Source organism: Amycolatopsis sp. NPDC104775 (genome assembly GCF_055583325.1).
Map to the genome: position 1 here is coordinate 70,978 of NZ_JBVJOE010000015.1, position 21,421 is coordinate 92,398.

General features: G+C 69.9%; 28 protein-coding genes. 18 read left to right on the plus strand and 10 right to left on the minus strand.

What is annotated here, in order from left to right:
- The first annotated feature begins 42 nt into the window (after positions 1-42).
- From ACZ63D_RS40170 to ACZ63D_RS40200, 7 genes are all read left to right on the plus strand, one after another.
- Positions 43-1,509 (plus strand): aminotransferase class I/II-fold pyridoxal phosphate-dependent enzyme, encoded by a 1,467-nt coding sequence (locus ACZ63D_RS40170; protein ID WP_465359574.1) that lies wholly within the window; start codon positions 43-45, stop codon positions 1,507-1,509.
- Between the two features lie 35 nt (positions 1,510-1,544).
- On the plus strand, positions 1,545-2,006 hold the full coding sequence (locus ACZ63D_RS40175; RefSeq protein ID WP_465359575.1) for a DUF6098 family protein: 462 nt from the start codon (positions 1,545-1,547) through the stop codon (positions 2,004-2,006).
- Between the two features lie 33 nt (positions 2,007-2,039).
- On the plus strand, positions 2,040-2,981 hold the full coding sequence (locus ACZ63D_RS40180) for a zinc-binding dehydrogenase (protein WP_465359576.1): 942 nt from the start codon (positions 2,040-2,042) through the stop codon (positions 2,979-2,981).
- Positions 2,978-3,166, plus strand: coding sequence for a hypothetical protein (locus ACZ63D_RS40185; protein ID WP_465359577.1), 189 nt, complete (start codon positions 2,978-2,980; stop codon positions 3,164-3,166). The genes ACZ63D_RS40180 and ACZ63D_RS40185 overlap by 4 nt, the downstream gene beginning before the upstream one ends.
- Before the next feature lie 450 nt (positions 3,167-3,616).
- Positions 3,617-4,678: an MFS transporter gene (locus tag ACZ63D_RS40190; protein ID WP_465359578.1), complete on the plus strand. Its 1,062-nt coding sequence runs from the start codon at positions 3,617-3,619 to the stop codon at positions 4,676-4,678.
- A 53-nt stretch (positions 4,679-4,731) separates the two neighbouring features.
- Positions 4,732-5,238 carry a MarR family winged helix-turn-helix transcriptional regulator gene (locus ACZ63D_RS40195; RefSeq protein WP_465359579.1) on the plus strand — a complete coding sequence of 169 codons (507 nt, stop codon included), beginning with the start codon at positions 4,732-4,734 and terminating at the stop codon, positions 5,236-5,238.
- Between the two features lie 86 nt (positions 5,239-5,324).
- Entirely contained in the window at positions 5,325-6,029 is a 705-nt protein-coding gene (locus tag ACZ63D_RS40200; RefSeq protein WP_465359580.1) for an alpha/beta fold hydrolase, read from the plus strand.
- Positions 6,030-6,120: 91 nt separating this feature from the next.
- Here ACZ63D_RS40200 and ACZ63D_RS40205 read toward each other — a convergent pair whose 3' ends face one another.
- On the minus strand, positions 6,121-6,552 hold the full coding sequence (locus ACZ63D_RS40205; RefSeq protein WP_465359581.1) for an Lrp/AsnC family transcriptional regulator: 432 nt from the start codon (positions 6,550-6,552) through the stop codon (positions 6,121-6,123).
- 90 nt (positions 6,553-6,642) lie between these two features.
- Here ACZ63D_RS40205 and ACZ63D_RS40210 point away from each other — a divergent pair, with 90 nt between their 5' ends.
- Positions 6,643-7,359, plus strand: a complete 717-nt coding sequence (locus ACZ63D_RS40210; RefSeq protein ID WP_465359582.1) for an AzlC family ABC transporter permease — start codon at positions 6,643-6,645, stop codon at positions 7,357-7,359.
- On the plus strand, positions 7,352-7,681 hold the full coding sequence (locus ACZ63D_RS40215) for a branched-chain amino acid transporter permease (protein WP_465359583.1): 330 nt from the start codon (positions 7,352-7,354) through the stop codon (positions 7,679-7,681). Before ACZ63D_RS40210 ends, ACZ63D_RS40215 begins: the two co-directional genes overlap by 8 nt.
- Here the strand turns inward: ACZ63D_RS40215 and ACZ63D_RS40220 are convergent.
- Entirely contained in the window at positions 7,655-8,440 is a 786-nt protein-coding gene (locus ACZ63D_RS40220; RefSeq protein ID WP_465359584.1) for an alpha/beta fold hydrolase, read from the minus strand. The genes ACZ63D_RS40215 and ACZ63D_RS40220 overlap by 27 nt on opposite strands.
- 102 nt (positions 8,441-8,542) lie before the next feature.
- Between ACZ63D_RS40220 and ACZ63D_RS40225 the strand changes: the two genes are divergently transcribed.
- The 5 genes from ACZ63D_RS40225 (at position 8,543) to ACZ63D_RS40245 (ending at position 11,530) form a co-directional block, all read left to right on the plus strand.
- Entirely contained in the window at positions 8,543-9,355 is an 813-nt protein-coding gene (locus tag ACZ63D_RS40225) for a helix-turn-helix domain-containing protein (protein ID WP_465359585.1), read from the plus strand.
- Between the two features lie 86 nt (positions 9,356-9,441).
- Positions 9,442-9,840, plus strand: a complete 399-nt coding sequence (locus ACZ63D_RS40230) for a DUF6010 family protein (RefSeq protein ID WP_465359601.1) — start codon at positions 9,442-9,444, stop codon at positions 9,838-9,840.
- A 50-nt stretch (positions 9,841-9,890) separates the two neighbouring features.
- A complete protein-coding gene (locus ACZ63D_RS40235) occupies positions 9,891-10,154 on the plus strand; it encodes a hypothetical protein (RefSeq protein WP_465359586.1) in 264 nt (87 codons plus the stop codon).
- A gap of 258 nt (positions 10,155-10,412) precedes the next feature.
- The gene (locus ACZ63D_RS40240; RefSeq protein ID WP_465359587.1) at positions 10,413-11,198 is read left to right on the plus strand and encodes a hypothetical protein; all 786 of its coding nucleotides are present in this window, start codon (positions 10,413-10,415) and stop codon (positions 11,196-11,198) included.
- 185 nt (positions 11,199-11,383) lie between these two features.
- Entirely contained in the window at positions 11,384-11,530 is a 147-nt protein-coding gene (locus tag ACZ63D_RS40245) for a hypothetical protein (protein ID WP_465359588.1), read from the plus strand.
- 180 nt (positions 11,531-11,710) lie between these two features.
- Here the strand turns inward: ACZ63D_RS40245 and ACZ63D_RS40250 are convergent, their stop codons facing one another.
- The 6 genes from ACZ63D_RS40250 to ACZ63D_RS40275 form a co-directional block, all read right to left on the minus strand.
- Positions 11,711-12,295, minus strand: a complete 585-nt coding sequence (locus ACZ63D_RS40250) for a hypothetical protein (RefSeq protein WP_465359589.1) — start codon at positions 12,293-12,295, stop codon at positions 11,711-11,713.
- Between the two features lie 320 nt (positions 12,296-12,615).
- The gene (locus tag ACZ63D_RS40255; RefSeq protein WP_465359590.1) at positions 12,616-12,984 is read right to left on the minus strand and encodes an STAS domain-containing protein; all 369 of its coding nucleotides are present in this window, start codon (positions 12,982-12,984) and stop codon (positions 12,616-12,618) included.
- 101 nt (positions 12,985-13,085) lie between these two features.
- A complete protein-coding gene (locus ACZ63D_RS40260) occupies positions 13,086-13,523 on the minus strand; it encodes a response regulator (protein WP_465359591.1) in 438 nt (145 codons plus the stop codon).
- Positions 13,520-15,055, minus strand: coding sequence for a sensor histidine kinase (locus ACZ63D_RS40265; RefSeq protein WP_465359592.1), 1,536 nt, complete (start codon positions 15,053-15,055; stop codon positions 13,520-13,522). Before ACZ63D_RS40265 ends, ACZ63D_RS40260 begins: the two co-directional genes overlap by 4 nt.
- The gene (locus ACZ63D_RS40270) at positions 15,052-16,275 is read right to left on the minus strand and encodes a PP2C family protein-serine/threonine phosphatase (RefSeq protein ID WP_465359593.1); all 1,224 of its coding nucleotides are present in this window, start codon (positions 16,273-16,275) and stop codon (positions 15,052-15,054) included. Before ACZ63D_RS40270 ends, ACZ63D_RS40265 begins: the two co-directional genes overlap by 4 nt.
- A gap of 365 nt (positions 16,276-16,640) precedes the next feature.
- Positions 16,641-16,835 (minus strand): DUF3072 domain-containing protein, encoded by a 195-nt coding sequence (locus ACZ63D_RS40275; protein WP_465359594.1) that lies wholly within the window; start codon positions 16,833-16,835, stop codon positions 16,641-16,643.
- 119 nt (positions 16,836-16,954) lie between these two features.
- On the opposite strand from ACZ63D_RS40275, the gene ACZ63D_RS40280 reads away from it, so the two are divergent.
- Entirely contained in the window at positions 16,955-17,620 is a 666-nt protein-coding gene (locus ACZ63D_RS40280) for an HAD family hydrolase (protein ID WP_465359595.1), read from the plus strand.
- A gap of 90 nt (positions 17,621-17,710) precedes the next feature.
- On the plus strand, positions 17,711-17,809 hold the full coding sequence (locus ACZ63D_RS40285; RefSeq protein WP_465359596.1) for an LPXTG cell wall anchor domain-containing protein: 99 nt from the start codon (positions 17,711-17,713) through the stop codon (positions 17,807-17,809).
- 91 nt (positions 17,810-17,900) lie between these two features.
- On the opposite strand, the gene ACZ63D_RS40290 is transcribed toward ACZ63D_RS40285, so the two are convergent.
- Positions 17,901-18,197: a YrhK family protein gene (locus tag ACZ63D_RS40290; RefSeq protein WP_465359597.1), complete on the minus strand. Its 297-nt coding sequence runs from the start codon at positions 18,195-18,197 to the stop codon at positions 17,901-17,903.
- A 69-nt stretch (positions 18,198-18,266) separates the two neighbouring features.
- Here ACZ63D_RS40290 and ACZ63D_RS40295 point away from each other — a divergent pair, with 69 nt between their 5' ends.
- Together ACZ63D_RS40295 and ACZ63D_RS40300 are read left to right on the plus strand one after the other, a co-directional pair.
- Positions 18,267-18,740 (plus strand): NUDIX hydrolase, encoded by a 474-nt coding sequence (locus ACZ63D_RS40295; protein ID WP_465359598.1) that lies wholly within the window; start codon positions 18,267-18,269, stop codon positions 18,738-18,740.
- Positions 18,741-19,800: 1,060 nt separating this feature from the next.
- On the plus strand, positions 19,801-20,151 hold the full coding sequence (locus ACZ63D_RS40300; RefSeq protein WP_465359599.1) for a helix-turn-helix domain-containing protein: 351 nt from the start codon (positions 19,801-19,803) through the stop codon (positions 20,149-20,151).
- A gap of 552 nt (positions 20,152-20,703) precedes the next feature.
- Here ACZ63D_RS40300 and ACZ63D_RS40305 read toward each other — a convergent pair.
- On the minus strand, positions 20,704-21,279 hold the full coding sequence (locus tag ACZ63D_RS40305; protein ID WP_465359600.1) for a DUF6292 family protein: 576 nt from the start codon (positions 21,277-21,279) through the stop codon (positions 20,704-20,706).
- Positions 21,280-21,421: the final 142 nt, after the last annotated feature.

The following is a 21,421-nucleotide window of genomic DNA, read 5'->3' on the forward strand; positions in this document are numbered from 1 at the left end:
GCTCCCGCGTTTGCAATCGACCCGGTTGGGTAGGCCGGGCGGGTGGCCGATCATTCCCGCGCACCAGTTCTCGAAGCGATCCGGCGCTTCCGCGCGTCCGGACACGTGTCTTTCCTTCCCCCGGGACACAAACAAGGCCGGGGCGTGGACCCGAGGCTGGCGGAGATCGTCGGCCGCGACGTGTTCGCCTCCGACATCATCCTGATGAACGGCCTGGACGACCGGGCGCTCACCCGCGGCGTGCTCAACGAAGCCGAAGACCTCATGGCGGACGCGGTGCACGCGGACCGCGCGTTCTTCTCGACCTGCGGCAGTTCGCTGTCGGTCAAATCGGCGATGCTGTCGGTCGCGGGACCCGGCGAAGAGCTGCTGGTCTCCCGCAACGCGCACAAATCCGTGGTGGCCGGGCTCATCCTCAGCGGCATCCGGCCGGTCTGGGTGTCCCCGCGCTGGGACCGGACCGGGCATTTCGCGCATCCGCCCGGCCCGGAGGAAACCGAAGCGGCCTTCGCGCGGCATCCGGCGGCGAAGGGCATGCTGCTGATCACGCCGACCGATTACGGTTCCTGCGCGGACATTCGCGCCATCGCGCGGATCTGCCACGAGCGCGGGGTGCCGCTGATCGTCGACGAGGCCTGGGGCGCGCACTTCCCGTTCCACCCGGACCTTCCGGCGTGGGCGATGGACGCCGGTGCCGACCTGTGCGTGACGAGCGTGCACAAAATGGGCGCGGGCCTCGAACAGGGCTCGGTCTACCACCTGCGCGGCGACCTGGTCGACCCCGACGTGCTCGCCATGCGCGCCGACCTGCTCGACACGACCAGCCCGTCGTCGCTCGTCTACGCGGGCCTCGACGGCTGGCGGCGGCAGATGGTCGAGCACGGGAAAAGCCTGCTCGACACCGTGCTCCAGCTTGCCGCGGACACCCGGAAGCGGCTGGCCGGGATCGACGGGATCACCGTGCTGGGCGATGCCGAACTCCTCGGCCCCGGCCGGGCGGACGACCGGGATCCGCTCAAACTGCTGATCGACGTGTCCGAGCTGGGCTGCTCCGGCTATGACGCGAACCATTGGCTGCGGGAGAAGCAGCGGGTCGACGTCGGGCTCTCCGACCATCGCCGGATCGCCGCCCAGCTGACCGTCGGCGACGACGAGGACACCGCCGCCCGGCTGGTCGAAGCGCTCCAAGCGTTGTCCGAGCACGCCGGCGAGCTGCCCCGGGCGAAGCCGGTGGACCTGCCCGCGCCCGAGCACCTGGAACCGGAGCAGGCGATGCTGCCGCGCGACGCGTTTTTCGGCCCCGCCGAACAGATTCCGGCCGAAAAGGCCGTCGGGCGGATCGCCGCGGAAACGATGAGCCCGTACCCGCCCGGAGTCCCGGCCGTGCTGCCCGGCGAAGTGCTGACCCGCCCGCTGCTCGACTATCTGCGCAGCGGCGTCGCCGCCGGAATGTTCATGCCCGATCCGGTGGATCCGCGGCTGCGCACCGTGCGGGTCGTGGCCCGCTGAGATTGTCCGGCGCGGACGCGGGTAATCCCCGGCCCATGACGGATTGGGACACCCGGCTGCCGGTCGTGCGCGACCTTGGCGAACTGGTCTCGGAGTTCCGCCGTTCCGGCGAGGACGACCTGTACGTGCGATGGTCGCGCGGCCCGGACGCGGACCTGGGCTCCGGCGAGGAAAGCCGCGACGGGCTCACCGGGATGCCGCTGCCCGGCCTGTCGGCGAACTCGCTGGCCCGGCAGCCCTGGTGGCAAGGACGATCGCTCCGGCTGTGGCTGGCCCGGCGGCTGCACGACTATCAGCACCTTCGCGAACGCGGCGGCCCGGGCGTGCGTCCCTGGCTGCTGCGTGGCCGCGAGATCGCCCGCGGCCCGGACAACGAGCCGCTGGTCGTGGAGGTCGAACCGCTGGCCTGGATCGAGGATGCCGTAATGCACGAAGCGCGGCAGCTGGTGGCGCAGGAGGCGCCGGCGGACTGGGGGTCGATGGACCGGCATCCGTGAGCTCTCGGCATCGGATCGTGGCACACTCCGCTCATGCGGGCGGTGAAGATCAAGAACGGCGAGTTCGAACTTGGCGAAGCGGACGACCCGGTCGCGGACGGCGGCCAAGTGGTGGTCCGGATCCACGCGGCCGGATTGAACGCGGCGGATCTGCAACAGGCCCGCGGCACGTACCCCGCCCCGCCGGGCTGGCCGGACGACATCCCCGGGCTGGAGATCGCGGGCGTCGTCGAACACCCGGGCCGGAGCGCCTGGGCGGTCGGAGACCGGGTCATGGCCGTGGTCGGCGGCGGCGCGCACGCCGAGCGGATCGCCGTGCCGGAAAGCCTGCTGCTGCCGATTCCGGACTCGGTCGACGACGTCCGCGCGGCCGGTTTCCCCGAAGCGTTCAGCACCGCCTGGGACGGGCTGGCCGATCAGGCCGGGGTGCGTCCCGGGGACCGGGTGCTGGTCACCGGCGCTGCGGGCGGGGTCGGCACCGCGATGGTCCAGGTCGCCGGACTCGCCGGGGCCGAAGTCGTCGCGAGCGTGCGCCGCCCGGAGTCGCACGCCGCCGTCCGGGCCTTGGCAGCGGGCACGACGGTGGTGACGCCCGACCAGGAGGAAGAAAACGGCCCCTACGACATCGTCGTCGAACTGGTCGGCGGCAAGGACTGCCTGCGCCGGGTGCGGTGGCTCAAGCCGTACGGCCGGATCCTGGTCATCGGGGTCGGCGCGGGAGATGAGGTGCCGCTGCGGCTGTTCGACCTGATGCGGGCCCGCGGGCGGGTGCTCGGCTCGACCATCCGGGCTCGCAGCACGCACGAGAAAGCGGCCCTCGCGGCCCGGGTCCGGGAAGGGCTTCTCGGCGCCTTCGCGGCGGGTCGGCTGACGGTTCCGGTCGACAGCGTCTATCCGCTGGCCCAGGCGTCCGAGGCGTACGCCCGGCTGGGTTCGGCGGGGAAGCTCGGCAAGGTCGTCCTGCGGATGGAGTGACCGGTTCCGGGATCGGGACCGGCCTGCAAGCCCGCACCGAAGCCGCGATCCGGTATCAGCTGATCGCCCACCACGGCGAAGAACAGGGCTCGGCTGCGGCCAAGGCTCTCGCGTTCGTGGAGGCCAAGCTCCGCGCTGCGGGGTCCGCATTCCGCGGGCGGATTCTGGGAAGGCAGTTCTCTTAAGGCAATCGCTTTCTGCCGAGCCGACTCGTCACCACCGCTCGCCGGGGAATGCGCATGGTGCGGGAAACATCCACATCTCACAGATGGCGCTGGGGGAGTCCGCGAGCAGCATCCGTCGGGCCTGGGCAACCGCGAGACCCGAACAGCCCGCCCATTGTCGTGGACAGCCCGGAAAACCCGCCCTCCACAGAGTCGGCTCGGCACTCGCATCCACCGGAGGGAACCCGGAAGGAGCCGTCAGGCCTGGGCGACCGCGAGACCCGAACAGCCCGGCTCACCCGCCCCACCGTTGCCAGCCGCCAAGAACCCGTCCGCTAAAAGACCTCGCCGAGATAGCTTGACACAAGCATCTTAGGACAAAGATACTTCCCGGCGACCCCGCCGTCCGAGGCGGCCGGTCCGGCGCCCGCCGGGCCGCCTGGTGACGGTCCGGCCCGGAAAGGAGCTGCGGTGACCGTGCGGAGGGAAGAGCGGCGGCCCGGCGCGTGGCTGGGAGTGCTGGCGCTGCTGGTGGTCGTGGCGGTGTCCTACATCGACCGGGTCAACGTGTCCGTGCTGATCACCGATCCCGCGTTCGCCCAGTACTTCGGGATCGCGGGCAACCGGGCGGCACAGGGCGGCCTGATGACGCTTTTCCTGGCCGGCTACGGGATCGCGGCCATGCTGATCACCCCGTGGTACGAAGCAGTGTTCGGGGTCCGGCGCGGACTGCTCGTCAGCCTGCTGTGCTGGGCGCTGTTCACTCTCGCGTCGCCGTACGCCGGGAGCGCGGTGGTGCTGCTGACGCTCCGGTTCCTGCTCGGAGCCAGCGAGGGACCGCTGTTCTCGCTGAAAACCATGTACGTCAAGGAGAATTTCACCGAAGGCGCCTGGGGCAAGCCCAACGCGGTCAGCTCGATGGGAGTGTCTCTCGGCACGGCGCTGGGCGTTCCGGTGATCACCTTCGCTCTCGTGCACTTCGGCTGGCACGGTTCGTTCCTCCTGCTCGCCGCGCTCAACCTGGTGGTCGGGCTGCCGCTGGTCGCGGTGTTCGTCCGGGCCGCGCGACGCCGGACGGCCGCGCGGCAGCCGGCGCTGCGCCGGTTCGCGGGAGCGCTGCGCACGCCCAAGCTCGGGTGGATCCTGCTGATCGAGGTGGCCACGCTCGGCTATCTGTGGGGCAGCACCTCCTGGCTCCCGTCGTATTTGCTGCAGGCGCGGCATTTCTCGCTGGCGCAGATGAGCGCGCTGTCGGCGCTGCCGTTCGTGGTCAGCCTCGGTTCCGGTTTCCTCGGCGGGTATCTGATCGACCGGATGCCGGGCCGCCGGGTGCCGCTCGTGCTGGTGGTCGGCAGCGTCGGAACCGCACTGTGCGCGACGGCCGTGACGTTCGCCGAATCGCGCTGGCTCGCCGCGACCCAGCTGCTCACCCTGCTCGGTGCGGTCGCGCTGCTCCGCGGCCGCGGCCGCGGTCCGGTCGAGGCGAAACCTGCCGCGGCCGAACAGCCCGCCGTACCGGAAGAGTCCCGTTAGGACGGACGCCGCCACCGGATAGGCTCCGTCCGAACCCGCCGAACGAGGAGTCGATGCCGATGGATCCGGTCGATCAGGTGGTGGCGGACTGGGCGCGGGAGCGGCCGGACCTGGACGCCTCGCCGATCGCGGTCTTCGGCCGGGTCCGGCGGATCGCCGACCTGGCCGCCGCGAGCCTCCGTGGCTACCTGGCCTCGTACGGCCTGACCCCGGCGTCGTTCGACATCCTGTGCAACCTGCGCCGAGGCGGCCGGCCCTACCGGAAGACGCCGTCCGAGCTGGCGGCTTCCGCGCTCGTCACGTCCGGCGCTCTCACCGGGCGGCTGGACGCGCTCGAGCGCGACGGGCTCATCCGCCGCCGTGACCACCCGGCCGACCGCAGGGTCAGCTACGCCGAGCTGACGCCCGCTGGCCGCAAGCTCATCGATCGCGTCCTCGAAGGACACCTCGACCGCGAGGAGGCGCTTCTCGCCGAGCTGAGCGAGGCCGCCCGCAAGGACGTCGAACGGGCACTCGCGCTGCTGGAACTCACGGTCCGGAAAGCCGTTCCGCCGCAGTAGCCGAGCGGTGGCCGTTCGGGAAGAGAAGGAACCCGCTTGCTCTCGGCGAACTCCGCGGTCCCCCGGGAACGGCTAGCGTGATCTTCATGAGCGGTGAGAAGCGGAGGACGTTCGTTCTCGTGCACGGAGCCTGGCACGGCCCGTGGTGCTGGGAGAGGGTGGGCGAACGCCTGATCGCGCGCGGGCACGAGGTGGTCTGCCCGTCGCTGCCGTCCGGCACGGCCGAGGCGGGTCAGGACGAGTACCTCGCGGTGATCGACGACGCGCTGCGCGACCGGTCGGACGCTGTGCTCGTCGCGCACTCGATGAGCGGCATGGTGGCATCGCTGGCGACCGGCAACCCGGCGGTCGGTTCCCTGGTCCTGCTCGCCGCACTGGTGCGCATGCCCGGGACGACGTTGACGGACGACGGGGCAGCGCCGCTTGCCGAGCCGTTGCGGAAAGCGGTCGCCCGATCCGTGATCGACGAGTCCGGACGCGTAGCCCTCGACCCGGCCGGCGCGACCGAAGTGCTGTACCACGACTGCACTCTGGCCGACGCCGCCGAGGCGGTCCGCCGGTTGCGTCCCAACGCGAATACCGTGGGCCAGCAAGTCTGTCCCGACCTGCCGCTGCGCCGCGTGCCGACCACGTACGTGCGCTGCCGTGACGATCGCGCGGTGAACTGCGCGTGGAACGCCGCCCGGGCCCGGAAACTGTTCGACGCCGAGGTCCGCGACATCGACGGCGGGCACTCGCCGTTCTGGTCGGCTCCGGAAGAACTCGCCGCGCTGCTGGCTGAACTGGCCTGACGAAGGCGGGTGCTGGTCGGCCCTCGCGCGACCGGCGACAGCCCCGCGCGTGCTCGCTTGATCCGGAGCGTGAGCCGCGACGCACCGCGGTTCAGGTCTCGCTCTTGATCTTCTTCATCGTCAGATGAGACGTGACCCGCAAGACTCCGGCCAGCCCGGCGAGCTTGCGGGTCTGGAACGCTTCGTAAGCCGCGTGGTCGGCCACCGCGACCCGGATGAAGTAGTCGGGGCGGCCGAACAGCCGCCGGAATTCGATGACTTCCTCGTAAGAGGCGATGGTGTCCTCGAGCGACTCGATGGTCGCCCGGTCGGTCGCGTAGACCTCGAGGTCGATGAGCGCTTCCAGCCCGCGGCCGAGCGCTTCGGGATCGAGCACGGCCCGGTAGCCCGCGATCACCCCGGCGTCCTCGAGGCGTTTGACGCGGCGCAGGCACGGGGGAGGGGTGAGCCCCACCCGTTTCGCGAGTTCCACGTTGGTCAGCCTGCCGTCCTGACGCAGGTGAAACAAAATTTTCCGATCCACGGCATCCAGCCGAACTTCATTGCCCACATGCCCAGGATACGGGCATGATCGGACACCATATTTGCCTGTCGATCACGTAACGTTGCCCAGGTGGAATCCGTTGCTGACCTGGCTGTTCGTGACCGTTCCCCCGCGCTGGCGGCGGTGCGGGACTCCGCGTCGGTAGGCCTCGGGCTGGTGCCGCTCGGGCTCGCGTTCGGCGCGTTCCTCACCCATTCCGGTCTCGGCTGGTGGTGGGCGACCGTGTTCGCCACGCTCATCTACGCGGGCTCGTTCGAATTCCTGCTCATCGGCCTGGTCACCGCGGCGGCTCCGCTCGCGGCCATCGGGCTGTCCGCGTTCCTGGTCAACGTCCGCCACATCTTCTACGCCGTGTCCTTCCCGCTGCACCGGGTGCGCGGCCGCCGGGCTCGCGCCTACAGCACCTTCGCCCTCACCGACGAGGCCTACGCACTCGCGACCACGGAAGGCGCGCGGCAATGGAGCGGCGCGCGAATTCTTTGGCTGCAACTGTTCCTGCACCTGTTCTGGGTCGTCGGGGCCACTGCGGGAGGCTTGCTCGGCGCGCTGATCCCGAGCAGCGTCGTCGGCCTCGACTTCGCCATGACGGCTCTCTTCGTCGTGCTCGCGCTGGAGGCCGTCCGCGACCGCAAGGGCGACGTCCCGACTCCCGTCCTCGCCGCGGCGAGCGCGGGCGTGGCCCGGCTGGTGTTTCCCGGCGAAATGCTGCTCGCCGCGTTCCTGCTGTTCACCGTGGCGCTGGTCGCCCGCGGCCTCGTCGCCGGAAGGATCGCGCGCAATGCCTGACCCGCTTTACCTGCTGGCCGCGGTCGCAGTGTCCACAGTGGTCACTTGGGCGTTGCGCGCGCTCCCGTTCGCGGCGCTGGCCTCGTTGCGAGCCAGCCGGACTGTGCAGTACCTGAGCGCGCGGATGCCAGCGGGCGTCATGATCATCATGCTCGTCTACTGCCTGCGCGACGTGTCGCTGACCTCCACGCGGGAGTTCGCCCCGATCATCGCGCTGGCAGTGACGATCATCCTGCACCTGTGGCGACGCAACGTGGTGCTGAGCATCGCCGCCGGCACCGCGGTGCATGTCGTGCTAGCGAGCTTCGTCTTCCCACCGTGACGCACTGAGCAACTGCGCGAGTTCGTCAGGCGCTTCCAACGGCAGGAGGTGGCCGCTGCCAGGAAGGACAGTCAGGCTCGCTCGTGCCAGGTAGGGGAGCAGGTTGTCGCGCAGCACCCCGACCGGCTCCACCCGGTCGTGCTCGCCCGCGACGACCACGACCGGAACGTCGATGTCCCGCGCCGCGAGGGTGATGTCCTCGGCGATCCCGCGCAACGGCCACTCGAGACGGGCTTCTTCGGCGCAGGCACGGGAATCCACCACGATCTGGGCTTTCACCTCGTCACTCAGCGCGGTGGCGGTGAGGACGGCGTCGCGTGCGCCTGCTGTCGACTCGTCGGAGTCGTAGGCGTGCGACAGTCCTTCCTGGTACTCGGGCGTCACCATCGCGGCAGGCTTGGCTGGCCCGGGTGCGACGAGGACGAGCCCGGTGAGCTCGGCTGGTCGTGCGGAAGCCGCCAGTTGCGCGACTTTGCCGCCCATCGAGTGTCCGACCAGGACGTAGTCGGTGATCCCGGCGTCGGCGATCACCGCGCGAGTGTCCTGTGCGAACTGCTCCAGCGTGTACGGGCCGGGCAGTGCACGCGAGCGTCCCCAGCCGCGCAGATCGAGCGTCACCGCCGCGCGCCCCGGCAGCCGGTCGAGCACCGGCTGCCAGGTGCGTGCCGAGCCGCCCCAGTAGTGAAGAAAGACCAGCGCTGGTCCGCTGCCCCGCCGGTAGTCGTAGGCCGGAAGTTGGGTCGAGGTGCCCGTCGTCATGAGAATCCCTTCTGTGTCGGTTTTCTTGCCTTCAAGTCAACCTTCCCGACCCGCGCGGGCACATCGTCGAGACCGGACCGGACATGGTGAAAAATGGACAGCATGACCGGGATTCGTCAGCTCGCCTACCAGCCGCCGCGGAGCGTGCCCGTCGAAACGATGTCGTTCGCGAAGCTGCGGCAGCTGGACCGCGGCACGACCGAACGCGGCGATTTCCACGTGCTCGCACTGGTCCGGCGCGGGCACGGCCGGGTTTCGGCCGACTTCGCCGGTTACTCGCTGGCAGCCCGGAGCGTGGTGTGGATCCGGCCCGGAGTCGTGCATCGCTGGGACGACCTCGCCGACCTGACCGGAGACCTGGTGCTGTTCGTGCCCACCGCGCCAGCCACCCCCGGCAGCCGCGAACTGGCGGCCGATCCCGGCGCCTCGGCGTGCTGGACCGCCTCCGCCGAGCAGTGGCCGCTGGTCACCGCCGCGCTCGCGCATCTTCGCGGCGAGGCCAATGCTGTGCCGCACGCGCACACCGCCGAGCTGCTCGGCCTGGTGCTGTCCGCGCTGCTGCTGCGGCTCGAACCGCCCTCCACCAGCGAAACCGGATCTGGCCTGTTCGCCCGGTTCCGCGCCGCGGTGGAAGAGGATTTCCGGGTCCACCACGACGTCGCCCACTACGCCCGCAAACTCGGCTACGCCCCGCGAACGCTGACGCGCGCCGTCCAAGCCGCGACCGGCCGCAGCGGCAAGGACTACCTCAGCGAACGCCTGGTCCTGGAAGCCAAGCGACTGCTCGCGCACGACCGGCTCAGCGCGGCCCGCTGCGGACAGCGGCTGGGTTTCCCGGACGCCTCGAACTTCTCGGCGTTCTTCCTCCACCAGACCGGCGTCCGGCCCGGGCACTGGCAGTCCGCGCACGCGTGAGCATGGCCGGGGTGGCAAGAACCCGGCGAAACTTGGCCTGCCACCCGGTTACGCGCGCGGGCCCGGCGCAATAGCTTCGGCCGGTGATCATCGTTTCCGCCATTCTCATCGGCATCGCCTACAGTCTGCTCAATTCCTTCCTCGCCGAACCGCAGCGCCGCAAGTTCAACGCGATCATGGTCGGCGGCGCGGGAGCCGCCTACCTCAGCAGCGGCGCGTTCGGCCCCTGGGAAATCGCCTTCACCGCCGCGGTGACCTACTGCGCCTACCGCGGCCTGAAATCCTGGGCTTTCATCGGGATCGCCTGGCTCCTGCACACCGCCCTCGACGTGATCCACCACCTCAAGGGCGCGCCGATCCTGCCGTTCGCGCACACCTCGTCGCTCGGCTGCGCGATCTGCGACCCGGTGATCGCCATCTGGTGCTTCGCCGGTGGCCTGTCGGTGAAGGAAGCCCGCACGAAACTCGTCTCCGTGCGGACCTGACCCCCGCCTCGCTTCCGGCGGGAGTGCCCTCCTTTCCGTTAAGCGGTCTCATGGCCGAACATCCCTCCGCCGAGGAAGCGGGGGACAAGTCAGCGCTGCGACCGAGGCTCGCCGTCGGGCTGGCCTGCGTCGCGGCCTGCCTGGCAGCCGCGCTCGTGGTGGCGCTGCTGCCGGTCCGGATTCCGTACGGGAACACGATCCTGGGCGCGGTGCTGGCCATCGCACTGCTCGGCTTCGGGCCGCACCTGCGGCGAGGCCTGGCCGCGCTGCTCCGCCGCAACCGCTCAGGAGGCGCCCCGCATGGTCGTGCCTGACCCACCCGCCTGTCCATCGTGGCACTCCCGTCGGCGCTGAATGGGCGGAATCCGGCTGGGTCCGCGACGCGGCGGAACTGACGGGCCGGCGCCGGATACGTCGAAGTCAAGAAGGGCTATGCGGGCAAACGCGCGCGAACGTGGCTCAACCTCAGCGATTCCGGGCACCACGCACCACGCTCCCACGCACCGCGCGGAGAAACCCAGCGACTAGCTGGGCGTGCCGCGGCAGCCGGAGCACCGGTATCGTCGAATTCCATGGCGGACGTCACGTGGCCAGCCATGATCTGGATCGGCGGCGCCCCCGGATCCGGCAAGTCCACGATCGCGTGGCAGATGAGCCGGCGCCTCGACCTGCCGCTGCACCCCGTCGACCTGTGGACCTACGACCACCGGGAACGTCTCCCGCCCTCGGGCGCGACACTGGACGAAGAACTGGCCCGCGGCCCCGAACACGCCGCTTCCGCCTTCATCGCCGCCGCCCGCGCGCGCCTGCCGCTGATCATCGCCGACGTGCGTGCCCGAGCCACGGAACCCGTGCCCGTACTGGTCGAGGGCCCGCAGTTGATGCCGTCCATGGCGGCTCCGCTTCCGCTCGGGAACGCCGTATTCCTCCTGCCCACACCGGAGCGAACCCGCGCGGCTCGCCGAATCCGGCCGGACGCAGACCCGCACCGGCTGGAACTCCTCGTCGCCCGCGACACCATCATCGCCGATCTCGTCCGCCGCGAAGCCGCCGCCGCGGGTCGCCCGATCATCGAGATACCCGACGACCCGGATTGGCCAGCAACGCACGACGCCGTGTACGCCGCCCTCGAAACCAGCTTCACCGCCAGGCTGGCTCCCGGCCGCGAACTGGCCGAGCAGCGAGCGTTCGAGAACGACGTCGCAGCCAGGCAAGGACGGCTCTGGGCGGAAGCCACCCAACGCGAAGTCATCCCCGGCAGCACCACGCCGCCCTACCGATGGGCCTGCGAATGCGGTGCCAGCGGCTGCACCGACCGCAGCCCGCTCGGCACACCGCCGCCGCGCCCGCCGCGGTGACCGTCGACGCACTCCGCGAACACCCTTGCCAGTGCGCGAAAAGCCGAGACAACGCGATGAGCGGGGAACGGTCCCCGCGATGACTGCGATCCTTCCGGCAGCCCCGCATTTCCACCCGAGCAGGGGAGCCGGTTGTCCATCCGCACGGCCGGGTTTCCAGAACTGATCACCTGGAGATGATCTTCATGAAACACGCTATCCGCACCACGCTGGCGTCAGCAGCCGCCTTCACGCTGATTCCGCTCGCCCTGTCGCCGGGCTCGGCGAATGCCGCTGGGCGTTCCGGAGACACCGCCGGTACCGATCAGGCTTCGCTCACGCGAGCGGCGTGATCGCGACCTTCGCCGCGAACGGAGGCCCGTGCCCGTGGGAGAATCTCTGCATTTACGACCAGCCGGGAACCCAGGGCATTCAATGGAATTTCTACCGCTGCGGGTTCGTCAACATCGGAAACAACCAGACGTCCGGCACCGAACTGAGTCCTCGAGCGGTGGCCGGGAGACTTCCCGCGGTCAAGCGCCACCAGCTCGCCCCGGACGCTCGTCGGCGACCGGAACGTCGCTCAACGATCGAACCGCCTCCGCGACCCTCTCCGCAGTAGCGTCCACCGTCTGAGTGAGCAGGAGAAACGGACTGCCGTAACGCTTGGTCTGCCTCCGCGCGGCCCAGTTCGACGACCTGCCGTCCCGGGACAACGCGTCGAAAACCGTGACCTCCGGAACGCTCACCCCCTGCCGAGGCACGAACGCGACCACCCCATACCGCCCAGGGGACAGGAACAGCAGCCAGCGCGGTCCGAGCCGGCTGATCCGCACCTGTGCGAGCGCCGACCAAGGCACCACCTCGAACCCGCGCGCCTCGACTCCGTCCGGCCCGCATCGCAGCTGCCACGGCTTGCGCAGGGATCGCGTCAGCGAAACGGCTTCCAGCACAAGCAACACGACAAAAACCGCGGGGCACGCGATCGCCAGCCACGGTTCCAGCCACCCCTGCACAGCGATGACGACTTCGAACACGAGAATCCCGGCGAGCACAGCGAACACCGGCACATGGCCTTTGACCGAAGGTCTGACCAGCAACTCTCCTGAAAACCCCACGCCTGCCCCTCCAGCTACCGCCGACGTCTCCGACGATGGAACACCGCGACGGCTGGCACTGCCAAGATCCCCAATGACAGCACGACAAGAATCGTGACTCCCAGCGCGTCACCGCTGGGCAGCAGAGGCCGGATCACGAACGAGCAGACGGCGTACCAAGCCGCCACGGCGAGCAACTGCACCAGAAAACCGCGCCATCGGCCTCTCCCTCCAGGGCTCACGGCTCACCCACCCCTTGCCGACGCACCAGGTCCGGGCACGCTGCCGTTTCCCCGGATGCATCCGGGAAAGACCGCCACGCTCGCGACGACCCAGCTCGGCTAGGCCGGAGCCGGGGCCGCCAATGCCGCTTCAAGAGTGCTGTACAACGGCAGGACCGTGTCCAGCCCCGTGAGCTGCATGGTCCGCAACGTCGCCCGGCCGCTCGCGACGATCCGCAGCTGAGTTCCTTCCGGAGCCTCCCGCCAGGCGGCCAGCAACACGGTCAACCCCGCCGACGCGAGAAAAGCGACCTCGGTCAAGTCCAGGACCAGCACCGGAGGACGCTCGCCAGCGGTCTCGGCGACGGCGGCGGTCAGCTTCGGTGCGGTGGCGATGTCCACATCCCCGCGCAAGGCGAGGACCGCGGCGGAGGAGCGGTCGGCCCGTCCGATGGATAGCGAGCCCGGCTTGTCGGTCAGCTCACGCAACGTTTTCGCTCCCTCGTCGGGAAATCGGGATGACATCTCGGCGGGCAGCCCGCAGTCGCGGATACCCCTTTTCCGTCCGGCTAAACCTGGATCGACGGCCGTCAGTGGGGGAGTTTCACCACCGCGACGAAGAAGTTGTCGATCTGGCGCACCACCTCGACGAACCGGTCGAAGTCGACAGGTTTGGTCACGTAGGCGTTGGCGTGCAGGTCATAACTGCGGAGGATGTCTTCCTCGGCCTCGGAGGTGGTGAGGACGACCACCGGGATGGAGCGCAGCTGCGGCGAAGCTTTGATCTCGCTGAGCACTTCGCGCCCGTCTTTGCGGGGGAGGTTCAGGTCGAGCAGGATCAGGCCCGGACGCGGCGCGTCCTCGTACGGGGCCTCGCGGTTGAGGAACCGCAGGGCTTGCTCGCCGTCGGAGACCACCGACAGCGAGTTGCGGATCTTGTGGTGCTCGAACGCTTCCTGGGTCATGAGCACGTCGCCCGGGTCGTCCTCGACGAGCAGGATCTCGATGGGTTCGACGGAATCGGTCACGGCTGTTCGGTCCTTTCGGGGGCGGGGGCGGGGGCGGACGCCGGCAGCGTGAAACGGAAGGTGCTGCCGGGTCCCTCGGCGGTGTCGAGCCAGATCGTGCCGCCGTGGTGTTCGACGATCTTCCGGCACAGGGCGAGGCCGATCCCGGTGCCGGGGTAGTCCCCTCGGCCGTGCAGCCGCTGGAAAATCACGAAGATCCGTTCGGCGTATTCGCCGGCGACGCCGATGCCGTTGTCGGAGACCGAGAACAGCCAGCCCTCGGGTCCGGACTCGGCGTCGACCCGGATTTCGGGCGGCTCGGCGCCGCGGAACTTGATGGCGTTGCCGACGAGGTTCTGGAACACCGCGGTCAGCAGCGCCGGCTCGCCGGTGACCGTGGGCAGGTCGCTGTGCGTGATCCGCGCGCCGCTGTCGGCGATCGCTTCCTCCAGGTTGGCCAGCGCGGCCTCCAGCGAGGCGGCGGTGTCCACCTCGACCGGCTCGCCGGTGTTGCGGCCGACGCGGGAAAACGCGAGCAAGTCGTTGATCAGCACCTGCATCCGTTTCGCACCGTCCACGGCGAACGCGATGTACTGGTCGCCGCGCTCGTCCAGCTTGCCCTGGTAGCGCTTTTGCAGCAGCTGGCAAAAACTGGTCACCTTGCGCAGCGGTTCCTGCAGGTCGTGGGAGGCGACGTAGGCGAACTGCTCGAGATCCGAGTTCGACCGCTCCAGCTCCTGGGTGCGTTCCTCCAGCAGCGCCCGGGCTTCCTCCAGCCGCCGGACGTCGTCGGTGACGCGGGCGCGCAGGGACTCGATGTCGGCGGCCAGGTCGCGCATCTCCCGCGGTCCGGAACCCCGCACCTGCCGCGTGATGTCGTTCTGCTTGACGTCCCTGACCTCGGCGGCCAGCGTCCGGATCGGGCGGATCAGCTTGCGGTGCACGACAACGACCGCGGCCGCGAGCGTGACGCACAGCAGCACCGCGATCGCCACGAGCAGCGCGGTGAGCAAGCCGGTGGCGTTGTCGAGGCGGTCGCGCGCGGCCTGCTGGTCGGCGAGCAGGTGGGCGCGTTGCGCGGCCAGGGTTTGGCGGACCCGGTCGAAGACGTTCTTGCCTTCGAGGACCTGCGCCGGGCTCACGGCGGCTCCGGACAGCGCGGGCGCGGTGAGGGTCCGGTGCCATTCGTCCGCTGTGCTCAGGACCGCGTCCAGATCCCGGCCCGCCGTGCTGCCCGGCACGGCGCCGAGCCGGCGCAGTTCGGCCGCCGCGGCGTCCTGCGCGGCCAGGCCCGCCCGGTAGGGCTCGAGGGTGTCCGGCTGCCGCGCCAGCAGGTAGCCGCGGATGCTCGTTTCCTGGTTCAGCAGGGCCGCCGAGAGCGCGTTCGCCTGGGCCACCTGGGGAGCGGTGACGTCGAGCAGCTGCTCGCGGGCGGCGGTCAGCTTGGCCACGGCGAATCCGCCGGTGGCGATCGCGGCGGCGAGCAGGGCCGCGGCGACGGCTCCGGCGACCCATCCCCAGCGGGTCAGCGGCCACGGTTTCGCGGCGTTCATCGCATCTCTCCGGTCGGATCGCAGGTCAGCAAGGCCAGCGCGATGTCGTCGTCGAGCGGGCCGCCGTGGAGGTCGTCCATCGCGCGGATGAGCCGGTCGAGCGTTTCGTCGCGGTCGCGCCCTTCCGGCAGCAGCCGGGCCGCGGTGTCGTGCAGCCGCTCCGGTCCGGTGTGCCGTCGCCCGTCCGGGGTCCGGCCTTCGAAAATCCCGTCGGTGTACAGCAGCAGCGACCACTGCGGGCCCAGCGGCACGTGCGACTCCTGCCGCGCGATGCCCGGCGTCACCCCTAGCGGCGGCCCCAGATTCTCCGTCAGCAGCCGGGGACCGCCCGGGGAATCCAGCAGCACCGGCGGCGGATGCCCGGCCAGGGTCATCCGCAGGCTGCGCCGGTCCGGCGCGACGGTGAGTGCGCACACCGTGGCGAACAGCGGCTGGATGGCTTCGACGAGCAGGAGTTTCTCGACCAGGTTCAGCACCTCGGGCATCGGCATGCCGGCGAGCACGACCGAACGCCAGGCGATGCGCAACGCCACGCCGAGCGCGGCCTCGTCCGGGCCGTGCCCGCTGACGTCGCCGATGATCAGCCGCACCGACCCGTCGGGCAGTTCGATCGCGTCGTAGAAATCGCCGCCCAGCAGCGTTCCGTCCCGGCCGGGCCGGTAGCGCACGGTCAGGCCCAGCCGCGCGTCCTCGATCAGCGGGCTGGGCAGCAACCCGCGTTCGAGCCGCGAGTTCTCCCGCATCAGCCATTGATGCTTCAGCAGCCGCTGCTCGAACTGCTCGGCGCGGCTGCGCTCCCACGCGTACCGCAGCGCCCGCAGCAGCAGCTGTCCGTCGACCTGGTCTTTGGCCAGGTAGTCCTGCGCGCCCGCGCCCACCGCGGCGATGCCCGCCTTGTCGTCCTGCCGCCCGGTCAGCACCACCACCGCGGTCGTGGGCGCCTTGGCGAGAATCCGCTCCAGCCCGTCGAGCCCGGCCGCGTCCGGCAGCTGCAGGTCGAGCAGGACGCAATCGGCCCGCCGGAGCCGGGGCAGCGCCGCGGCGACGGTCGACACCCGTTCCAGCGTCACGCTTTCCGCGCTCTCCGCGACGTCGAGAAGCATTTCCTCGACCAGCAGCGCGTCCCCGTCGTCGTCCTCCACCAAGAGGACCCGCAACTGCTCTTCCCGCGGACTGGGCGACGGCGGTTCCTGGCCGCCATGACGGATCGCGTTCGGCACCACAGCCATTCCTTCCCCAGCCAAGACCTCAACCCGTGCTCAGGTCTCGGCGATGCGATCAGGAAGTGGCTCGCGGCCGCCTTTCCCGCCCGGACGGCTGGTGACCAGCCTGCCCGAACTTTATCCGCAATGCCGCCCGCGCACTGTCCCCGGGGGCGGGTTTTTCGTGCGTGACGGAGGCCATACGGATAGGCGGCGAAAACAGGTTTATACCGTGTCCGCACGGGTAACCGGGTCGCTGTCGGCCCAGGTCGCGGTCCCAACTTTGGCCCGGGCCGACTTCACGCTTACGCCCGGTCGGCGGAGTCCCGTTTTCCCGGCGGCAGAACCGCCGTTCGGACTAAAACGCGTCTCTCGCCCCGGTTTCAGTTGCGACCAGTGCGCTCCTGCAATTGGTCGATCAACCGCGACGCGTCGGCCTTGGACAAGTTCTCCGGAACCTCTTCGCCCGCTTCCTGGGCGAGCGTGTCCAAGTAGGACCGCTGCGGCCCGGTCATCGGCTCGTCGCCGGTAGTCCAGTCGTCGGGGTCTTTCTCCGGATTGGGCTGGACCTGATCCATCGGCACTCCTTCGAACGTCTGTTCTATATTCTCGACCGTACCCCGCACATGTACCCAATGCAGCCCCGAGCATGCGGGGGCCGCGATTTAACCGTCGCGGCGGCGGGTAGCCGGTATCCGTGCCTGATTCCCCCATTGCCGTCCTGGACATCGACGGAACGCTCATCGATTCGAACTACCACCACGCCCTCGCCTGGTACCGCGCACTGCGGTCGGTGAACGAGATCTACCCGGTGTGGCGGCTGCACCGGCTGATCGGAATGGGCGGAGACCAGCTCGTCGCCGCTGTCGGGGGAGAGGACCTGGAGCGCCGGGTAGGGGACCAGGCCCGGGAACGGCAAGGCGAAGAGGCCGACGCGCTGCTCGAGGAAATGTCCCCGCTGCCCGGTGCCCGCGACCTGCTCGTCGCGATCAAGGAACGAGGCCACCGGCTGGTGCTGGCCAGTTCGGCGCAGCAGCGGCATGTGGAGGTGTTCCTCGACAAGCTGGACGCCCGGGACCTCGCCGACGACTGGACCACCAGCGCCGACGTCGAAGCGTCCAAACCGGCGCCCGATCTGCTGCAGGTGGGCTTGAAGAAACTGGGCGCGGCACCCGACGCGCCGGCGGTGATGATCGGCGACTCGGTATGGGACGTCGAGGCCGCGAAGCGGGCTGGAATGCCTGCGATCGTCGTCCGTTCCGGCGGCTTCGGGGACGACGAACTCCGCGAGGCCGGAGCGGTTGCTCTGTATGACACTCCGGGGGACCTTGCGAAGGCGCTGGACGACACCCCGCTCGCCTGAGCCTGGTTCTCGTCCGCAGACCAGGAAGCACGGGGTGGCGGTGAAGGAGAGCCGGTTGAAGAGCGATTTCCAGTTTGGCACGGACGGGAAATGACCACGACTTCGATGATCGGCATCATCGGGCTCGTCATTTCGCTCATGCTCGGTGTCGCCGCGATCCTCGTCAGCAGGCGAAAGAGGCGCAAATAGCCTCACCTGCGGGCGATGCTCCGGTCTCCATGCCGGAAACCCCTGGTGCCGCGCCCGTTGAGCTCGCACGCCGCTTACCCGGCCTGAACGGTCAGAAGTCGGGGGTCGAATCCACGGCCCCGTCGCGGCGGATGCGCCGGAGGTGCACCGCGCGGGTAAGCCGGATCACCGGGCGGATCAGCAATTCGATGCTGCCGATCAGGAAGAGCCACGCCGCCAGCGTGCCGAGCGAGTCGTAGAAGAACAGGATGCTCCCGGCGACGAACCACAGGGCGATGAGGATGTCGTTGCCGATGCTCAAGATCTCGTACCGGCGGCGGATGATCAGCTCGTCGTGTCCGAAAGTGAGCACGAGATCCGCGGTGTCCGGTCGGTTCGGGTGCGCCATGCGTCCGCATACCCGGTGCAGGGCAAGCTAATCCGCTATCGGACGCTGAGCCCGGGGAAGGTGGAAGAGATGAGCTTCCGGTTGGCGGCATACGCCGTGTGCATCGAGAACGATTCGGTGCTGCTCGCGCGATACGTGTCGCCGAAGGGCGGCAGCCATTGGACGCTTCCCGGCGGCGGGGTCGAACACGCCGAGGACCCGTTCGACGCGGTGTTGCGGGAAATCTTTGAGGAAACTGGTTGTGACGCAGTGGTCGAACGGCTGCTGGGTGTGGACTCGCGGGTCATCCCGCCGTCCGAACGCCTCGAGCCGGGTCCGGTCCCGCACCACAACGTCGGCATTTTCTACCAAGTCCGGATCGTGGGCGGCCAGCTGCGGCCAGAGCTCAACGGCGAGACAGCCGAGGCGGTGTGGACTCCGCTGGCCACAGTGGCCTCGCTTCGCCGAGCGGGCTTGGTGGATGTCGGGCTTTCCCTGGCTCGAAACGGGCCGAAGACGGGCCACGTCGGGTCTGTCGCGGTCGGCGGGCTGATTCAGCACTGACAGCGGGGGTGTTGCGCGGACCATCCGGCGCGGCAGAGAGCGCCGCGCTCGCCGCACTGATATGGCTGGTTCCCCAGCGGCGAACGAGAATTCGTCCCGGCGGAACGCCGTGCTAGCGATCTGACCATGCGGTGAGGGTGCGGCTTGGGCCTATGCGTCGGTGCTCGCCGCGTCGCAGGCGTTACCCAGCCACCAGCGAGGTCGGCTGGCCCGCATCCGGACTCTGTTGCGGACGGCGTGCCGGCTAGCTGGTTGAGCGCGCCCTCCGGGGTCGACTGGCTTTCGGCTGCGGCGCTGCCCCAGCGTTTCTGGCCGTGCGACCTCGCGCATGGCCGGATGTTCCCGCTTCTGCCGCACGCCGCGCCAAAAATCTATGCCCGCCGGAGTAGACATTCGGTATCGGGTGTGTGTAGTCTTCTGGTCGTACGGACAAAGACAAGGTCAAGCAGGCGCGGGAGAGAACGTAACTGCCCGCGAGGTGAGACAGGACGGCCAGGCAGGCGGAGCCGAGCAGGATCAGGCTCCCGCCGATGGCCGGGAGAAGTGCCCCGGGGCCGGGTGGCGAGGTTCGGCCAGCAGTGCCGGTCCCGGGGCGGCAGTGCCCGGCGCGGGCGGAGCAGGTGCGTCCGCGGCGGTGGGTTGTTGTGCAAGTGCAGTGGCAGGACCGGTCAGGTGGCCGGAGCCGGGCAGTGAACGGGGCTCCGGTCAGTGACCAGCGGCGTCAGCGTGCTGGGACCGATCAAGGCGAAGGGTTCCCGGCGGTGGCGTTCGCGGCAAGGAAAACAGCAGTACCCAGCAAGTGGAAAAAATCGGAAAGAAGGGAACGGGAGCATCATTGGATCGCCCGCGGCGGTGAAGGTGTGCCGCGCGGGTGCCGCAGTCCCATCGAGTTCGGAGGTGGTGCTCGGTCACGCATGAGCGATCCCCGCGAAATCCGGCGGTATGCCGGACGCGGGTGCACGAGGCCGGCGGTCACGCCGGTTGGCAATGGTGAAACCCAACCCTTGAGGACCCCGGGGGCCGCGACGGCGCCCGGGGTCCTTCGTGGTGCGGAGGTGGGATGACTCCTGCCCACAATGGACCGGCCTCGCCCGGCGGGGCCGACAAGTTCGACGACGAGCATTACCCCGCCTACACGATGGGCAGGGCGGCGGACATGCTCGGCGCCACCCAAGGCTTTCTGCGCAGCCTCGACGAAGCAGGCCTGATCGAGCCGCAGCGCTCATCCGGCGGCCACCGCCGCTATTCCCGGGCCCAGCTGCGCCTGGCCGCCCGCGTGCGGGAACTGGTGGATCAGGGCACAGCCGTCGAGGCGGCCTGCCGCATCGTCTCCCTCGAGGACCAGCTCCACGAAGCTCAGCGACTTAACGAATCCTTGCGCGGTGATATCGACTTGCGCAGCAACGGGTGATTTGTTGCGCACTTGACTGGCTCGGCACGCGGCTTGGGAGCCGCGTGCCGGAGTGCGTGCGGCGGGCTGGTTCGCTCGCTAGTTGCCGCGAGGACTTGCTCCACGAGGCGCGGCGTGTCAATGAATCCTTGCGCAGTGGAATCGACTTGCGCGGCAACGGTTGATTCGCCGCGCACTTGACCGGCTCGGCACGAGGTGTGGGACGCGTGCCGAATTGCGAGCGCCGGGCGGGTTTGCTCGACAGTCGCCGCCGGATCTGGCTCTATGAGGCGCGGCGTCTCAATGAATTCTTGCGTGGCGATACCGACTTGCGCAGCAACGGTTGACTCGCCGCGCACTCGACCGGCTCGGCACGGGAGCCGCGTCCCGAAGTGCGAGCGGCGGAGGGGTCCGGGCCGGTTCGCCCGGCAGTCGCCGCGAGGTCCAGCTGATCTTGATGCGCAGTCGCGCGATTACGCACCGGCGGCGGACCACGTCAGCACTGACGCGGCCCGATGCCGGAACGGTGTTGCCCGGCAACCGAAACCGCCCAGGCAACGGTGCTTCATGCGGTCAGACCGGAATCCCGGTCATGTGCGCGGCCAGCGTCGCCCGGTCGAGCCGCGGCGGTACCGGGCTGAGCTGTCCCCGCAGGCGCCCGCGCAGGACGTCGTCGACGAAGTCCGCTACGGCGGCCGGGGAGGGCGCGATCTGGCGGCCGAGGCGGCAGACGACGGGCGGCTGGTCGGTGCCGCCCGGTTCGATCGCGACGGACCAGCCGAGTCGTTCGTCCCAGACCAGCATCAGGTCTCGCTGGGGGAGGTCGGCGGTGCGGGAGCTGAGGCCGAGGTAGGCGGTCGCGGTGTCGGTCACCTCGCAGGTCACCGCTTCGGCCGGGACGCCGATCCGCTCGGCGACCTGGCGGGTGTACTCGGCGAGCGCCGGCTCCAGGTCCGGTGCTGGCGGGCTGGTTCCATCCGCGGGTTCCAGGCCGAGGATCGACAGCAGAAGGGTTTTGTCCTGCCGGTCCCGGGCCATCCGGGCGACCGTGCGGGCGGCGCGGGCGCGGTGGTCGTCGCGCTCGCGCAGCCCGTTGGCGTGGGAGTCGGCGAACCGGGCCGCCGGGCCGGGGGAGATGAGCGACGTCATGGCCGTCGCCTCGCGACGGGCCGGAGAGCTGGATACGACGGCGGGGCGGGGGGGGGGGGGGGGGGGGGGGGGGGGGGGGGGGGGGGGGGGGGGGGGGGGGGGGGGGGGGGGGGGGAGGGGGGGGGGGGGGGGGGGGGGGGGG

Bases quoted from the DNA above. Each gene is read 5' to 3' on its own strand.
- ACZ63D_RS40215 (WP_465359583.1), top strand. From the start codon at position 7,352: ATGCCTGACCCGCTTTACCTGCTGGCCGCGGTCGCAGTGTCCACAGTG.
- ACZ63D_RS40175 (WP_465359575.1), top strand. From the start codon at position 1,545: ATGACGGATTGGGACACCCGGCTGCCGGTCGTGCGCGACCTTGGCGAA.
- ACZ63D_RS40290 (WP_465359597.1), bottom strand. From the start codon at position 18,197: ATGGCGCACCCGAACCGACCGGACACCGCGGATCTCGTGCTCACTTTC.
- ACZ63D_RS40265 (WP_465359592.1), bottom strand. From the start codon at position 15,055: ATGAACGCCGCGAAACCGTGGCCGCTGACCCGCTGGGGATGGGTCGCC.
- ACZ63D_RS40240 (WP_465359587.1), top strand. From the start codon at position 10,413: ATGGCGGACGTCACGTGGCCAGCCATGATCTGGATCGGCGGCGCCCCC.
- ACZ63D_RS40295 (WP_465359598.1), top strand. From the start codon at position 18,267: ATGAGCTTCCGGTTGGCGGCATACGCCGTGTGCATCGAGAACGATTCG.
- ACZ63D_RS40180 (WP_465359576.1), top strand. From the start codon at position 2,040: ATGCGGGCGGTGAAGATCAAGAACGGCGAGTTCGAACTTGGCGAAGCG.
- ACZ63D_RS40285 (WP_465359596.1), top strand. From the start codon at position 17,711: ATGACCACGACTTCGATGATCGGCATCATCGGGCTCGTCATTTCGCTC.
- ACZ63D_RS40220 (WP_465359584.1), bottom strand. From the start codon at position 8,440: ATGACGACGGGCACCTCGACCCAACTTCCGGCCTACGACTACCGGCGG.
- ACZ63D_RS40200 (WP_465359580.1), top strand. From the start codon at position 5,325: ATGAGCGGTGAGAAGCGGAGGACGTTCGTTCTCGTGCACGGAGCCTGG.
- ACZ63D_RS40225 (WP_465359585.1), top strand. From the start codon at position 8,543: ATGACCGGGATTCGTCAGCTCGCCTACCAGCCGCCGCGGAGCGTGCCC.
- ACZ63D_RS40305 (WP_465359600.1), bottom strand. From the start codon at position 21,279: ATGACGTCGCTCATCTCCCCCGGCCCGGCGGCCCGGTTCGCCGACTCC.
- ACZ63D_RS40245 (WP_465359588.1), top strand. From the start codon at position 11,384: ATGAAACACGCTATCCGCACCACGCTGGCGTCAGCAGCCGCCTTCACG.
- ACZ63D_RS40275 (WP_465359594.1), bottom strand. From the start codon at position 16,835: ATGGATCAGGTCCAGCCCAATCCGGAGAAAGACCCCGACGACTGGACT.
- ACZ63D_RS40235 (WP_465359586.1), top strand. From the start codon at position 9,891: ATGGCCGAACATCCCTCCGCCGAGGAAGCGGGGGACAAGTCAGCGCTG.
- ACZ63D_RS40300 (WP_465359599.1), top strand. From the start codon at position 19,801: ATGACTCCTGCCCACAATGGACCGGCCTCGCCCGGCGGGGCCGACAAG.
- ACZ63D_RS40195 (WP_465359579.1), top strand. From the start codon at position 4,732: ATGCCGATGGATCCGGTCGATCAGGTGGTGGCGGACTGGGCGCGGGAG.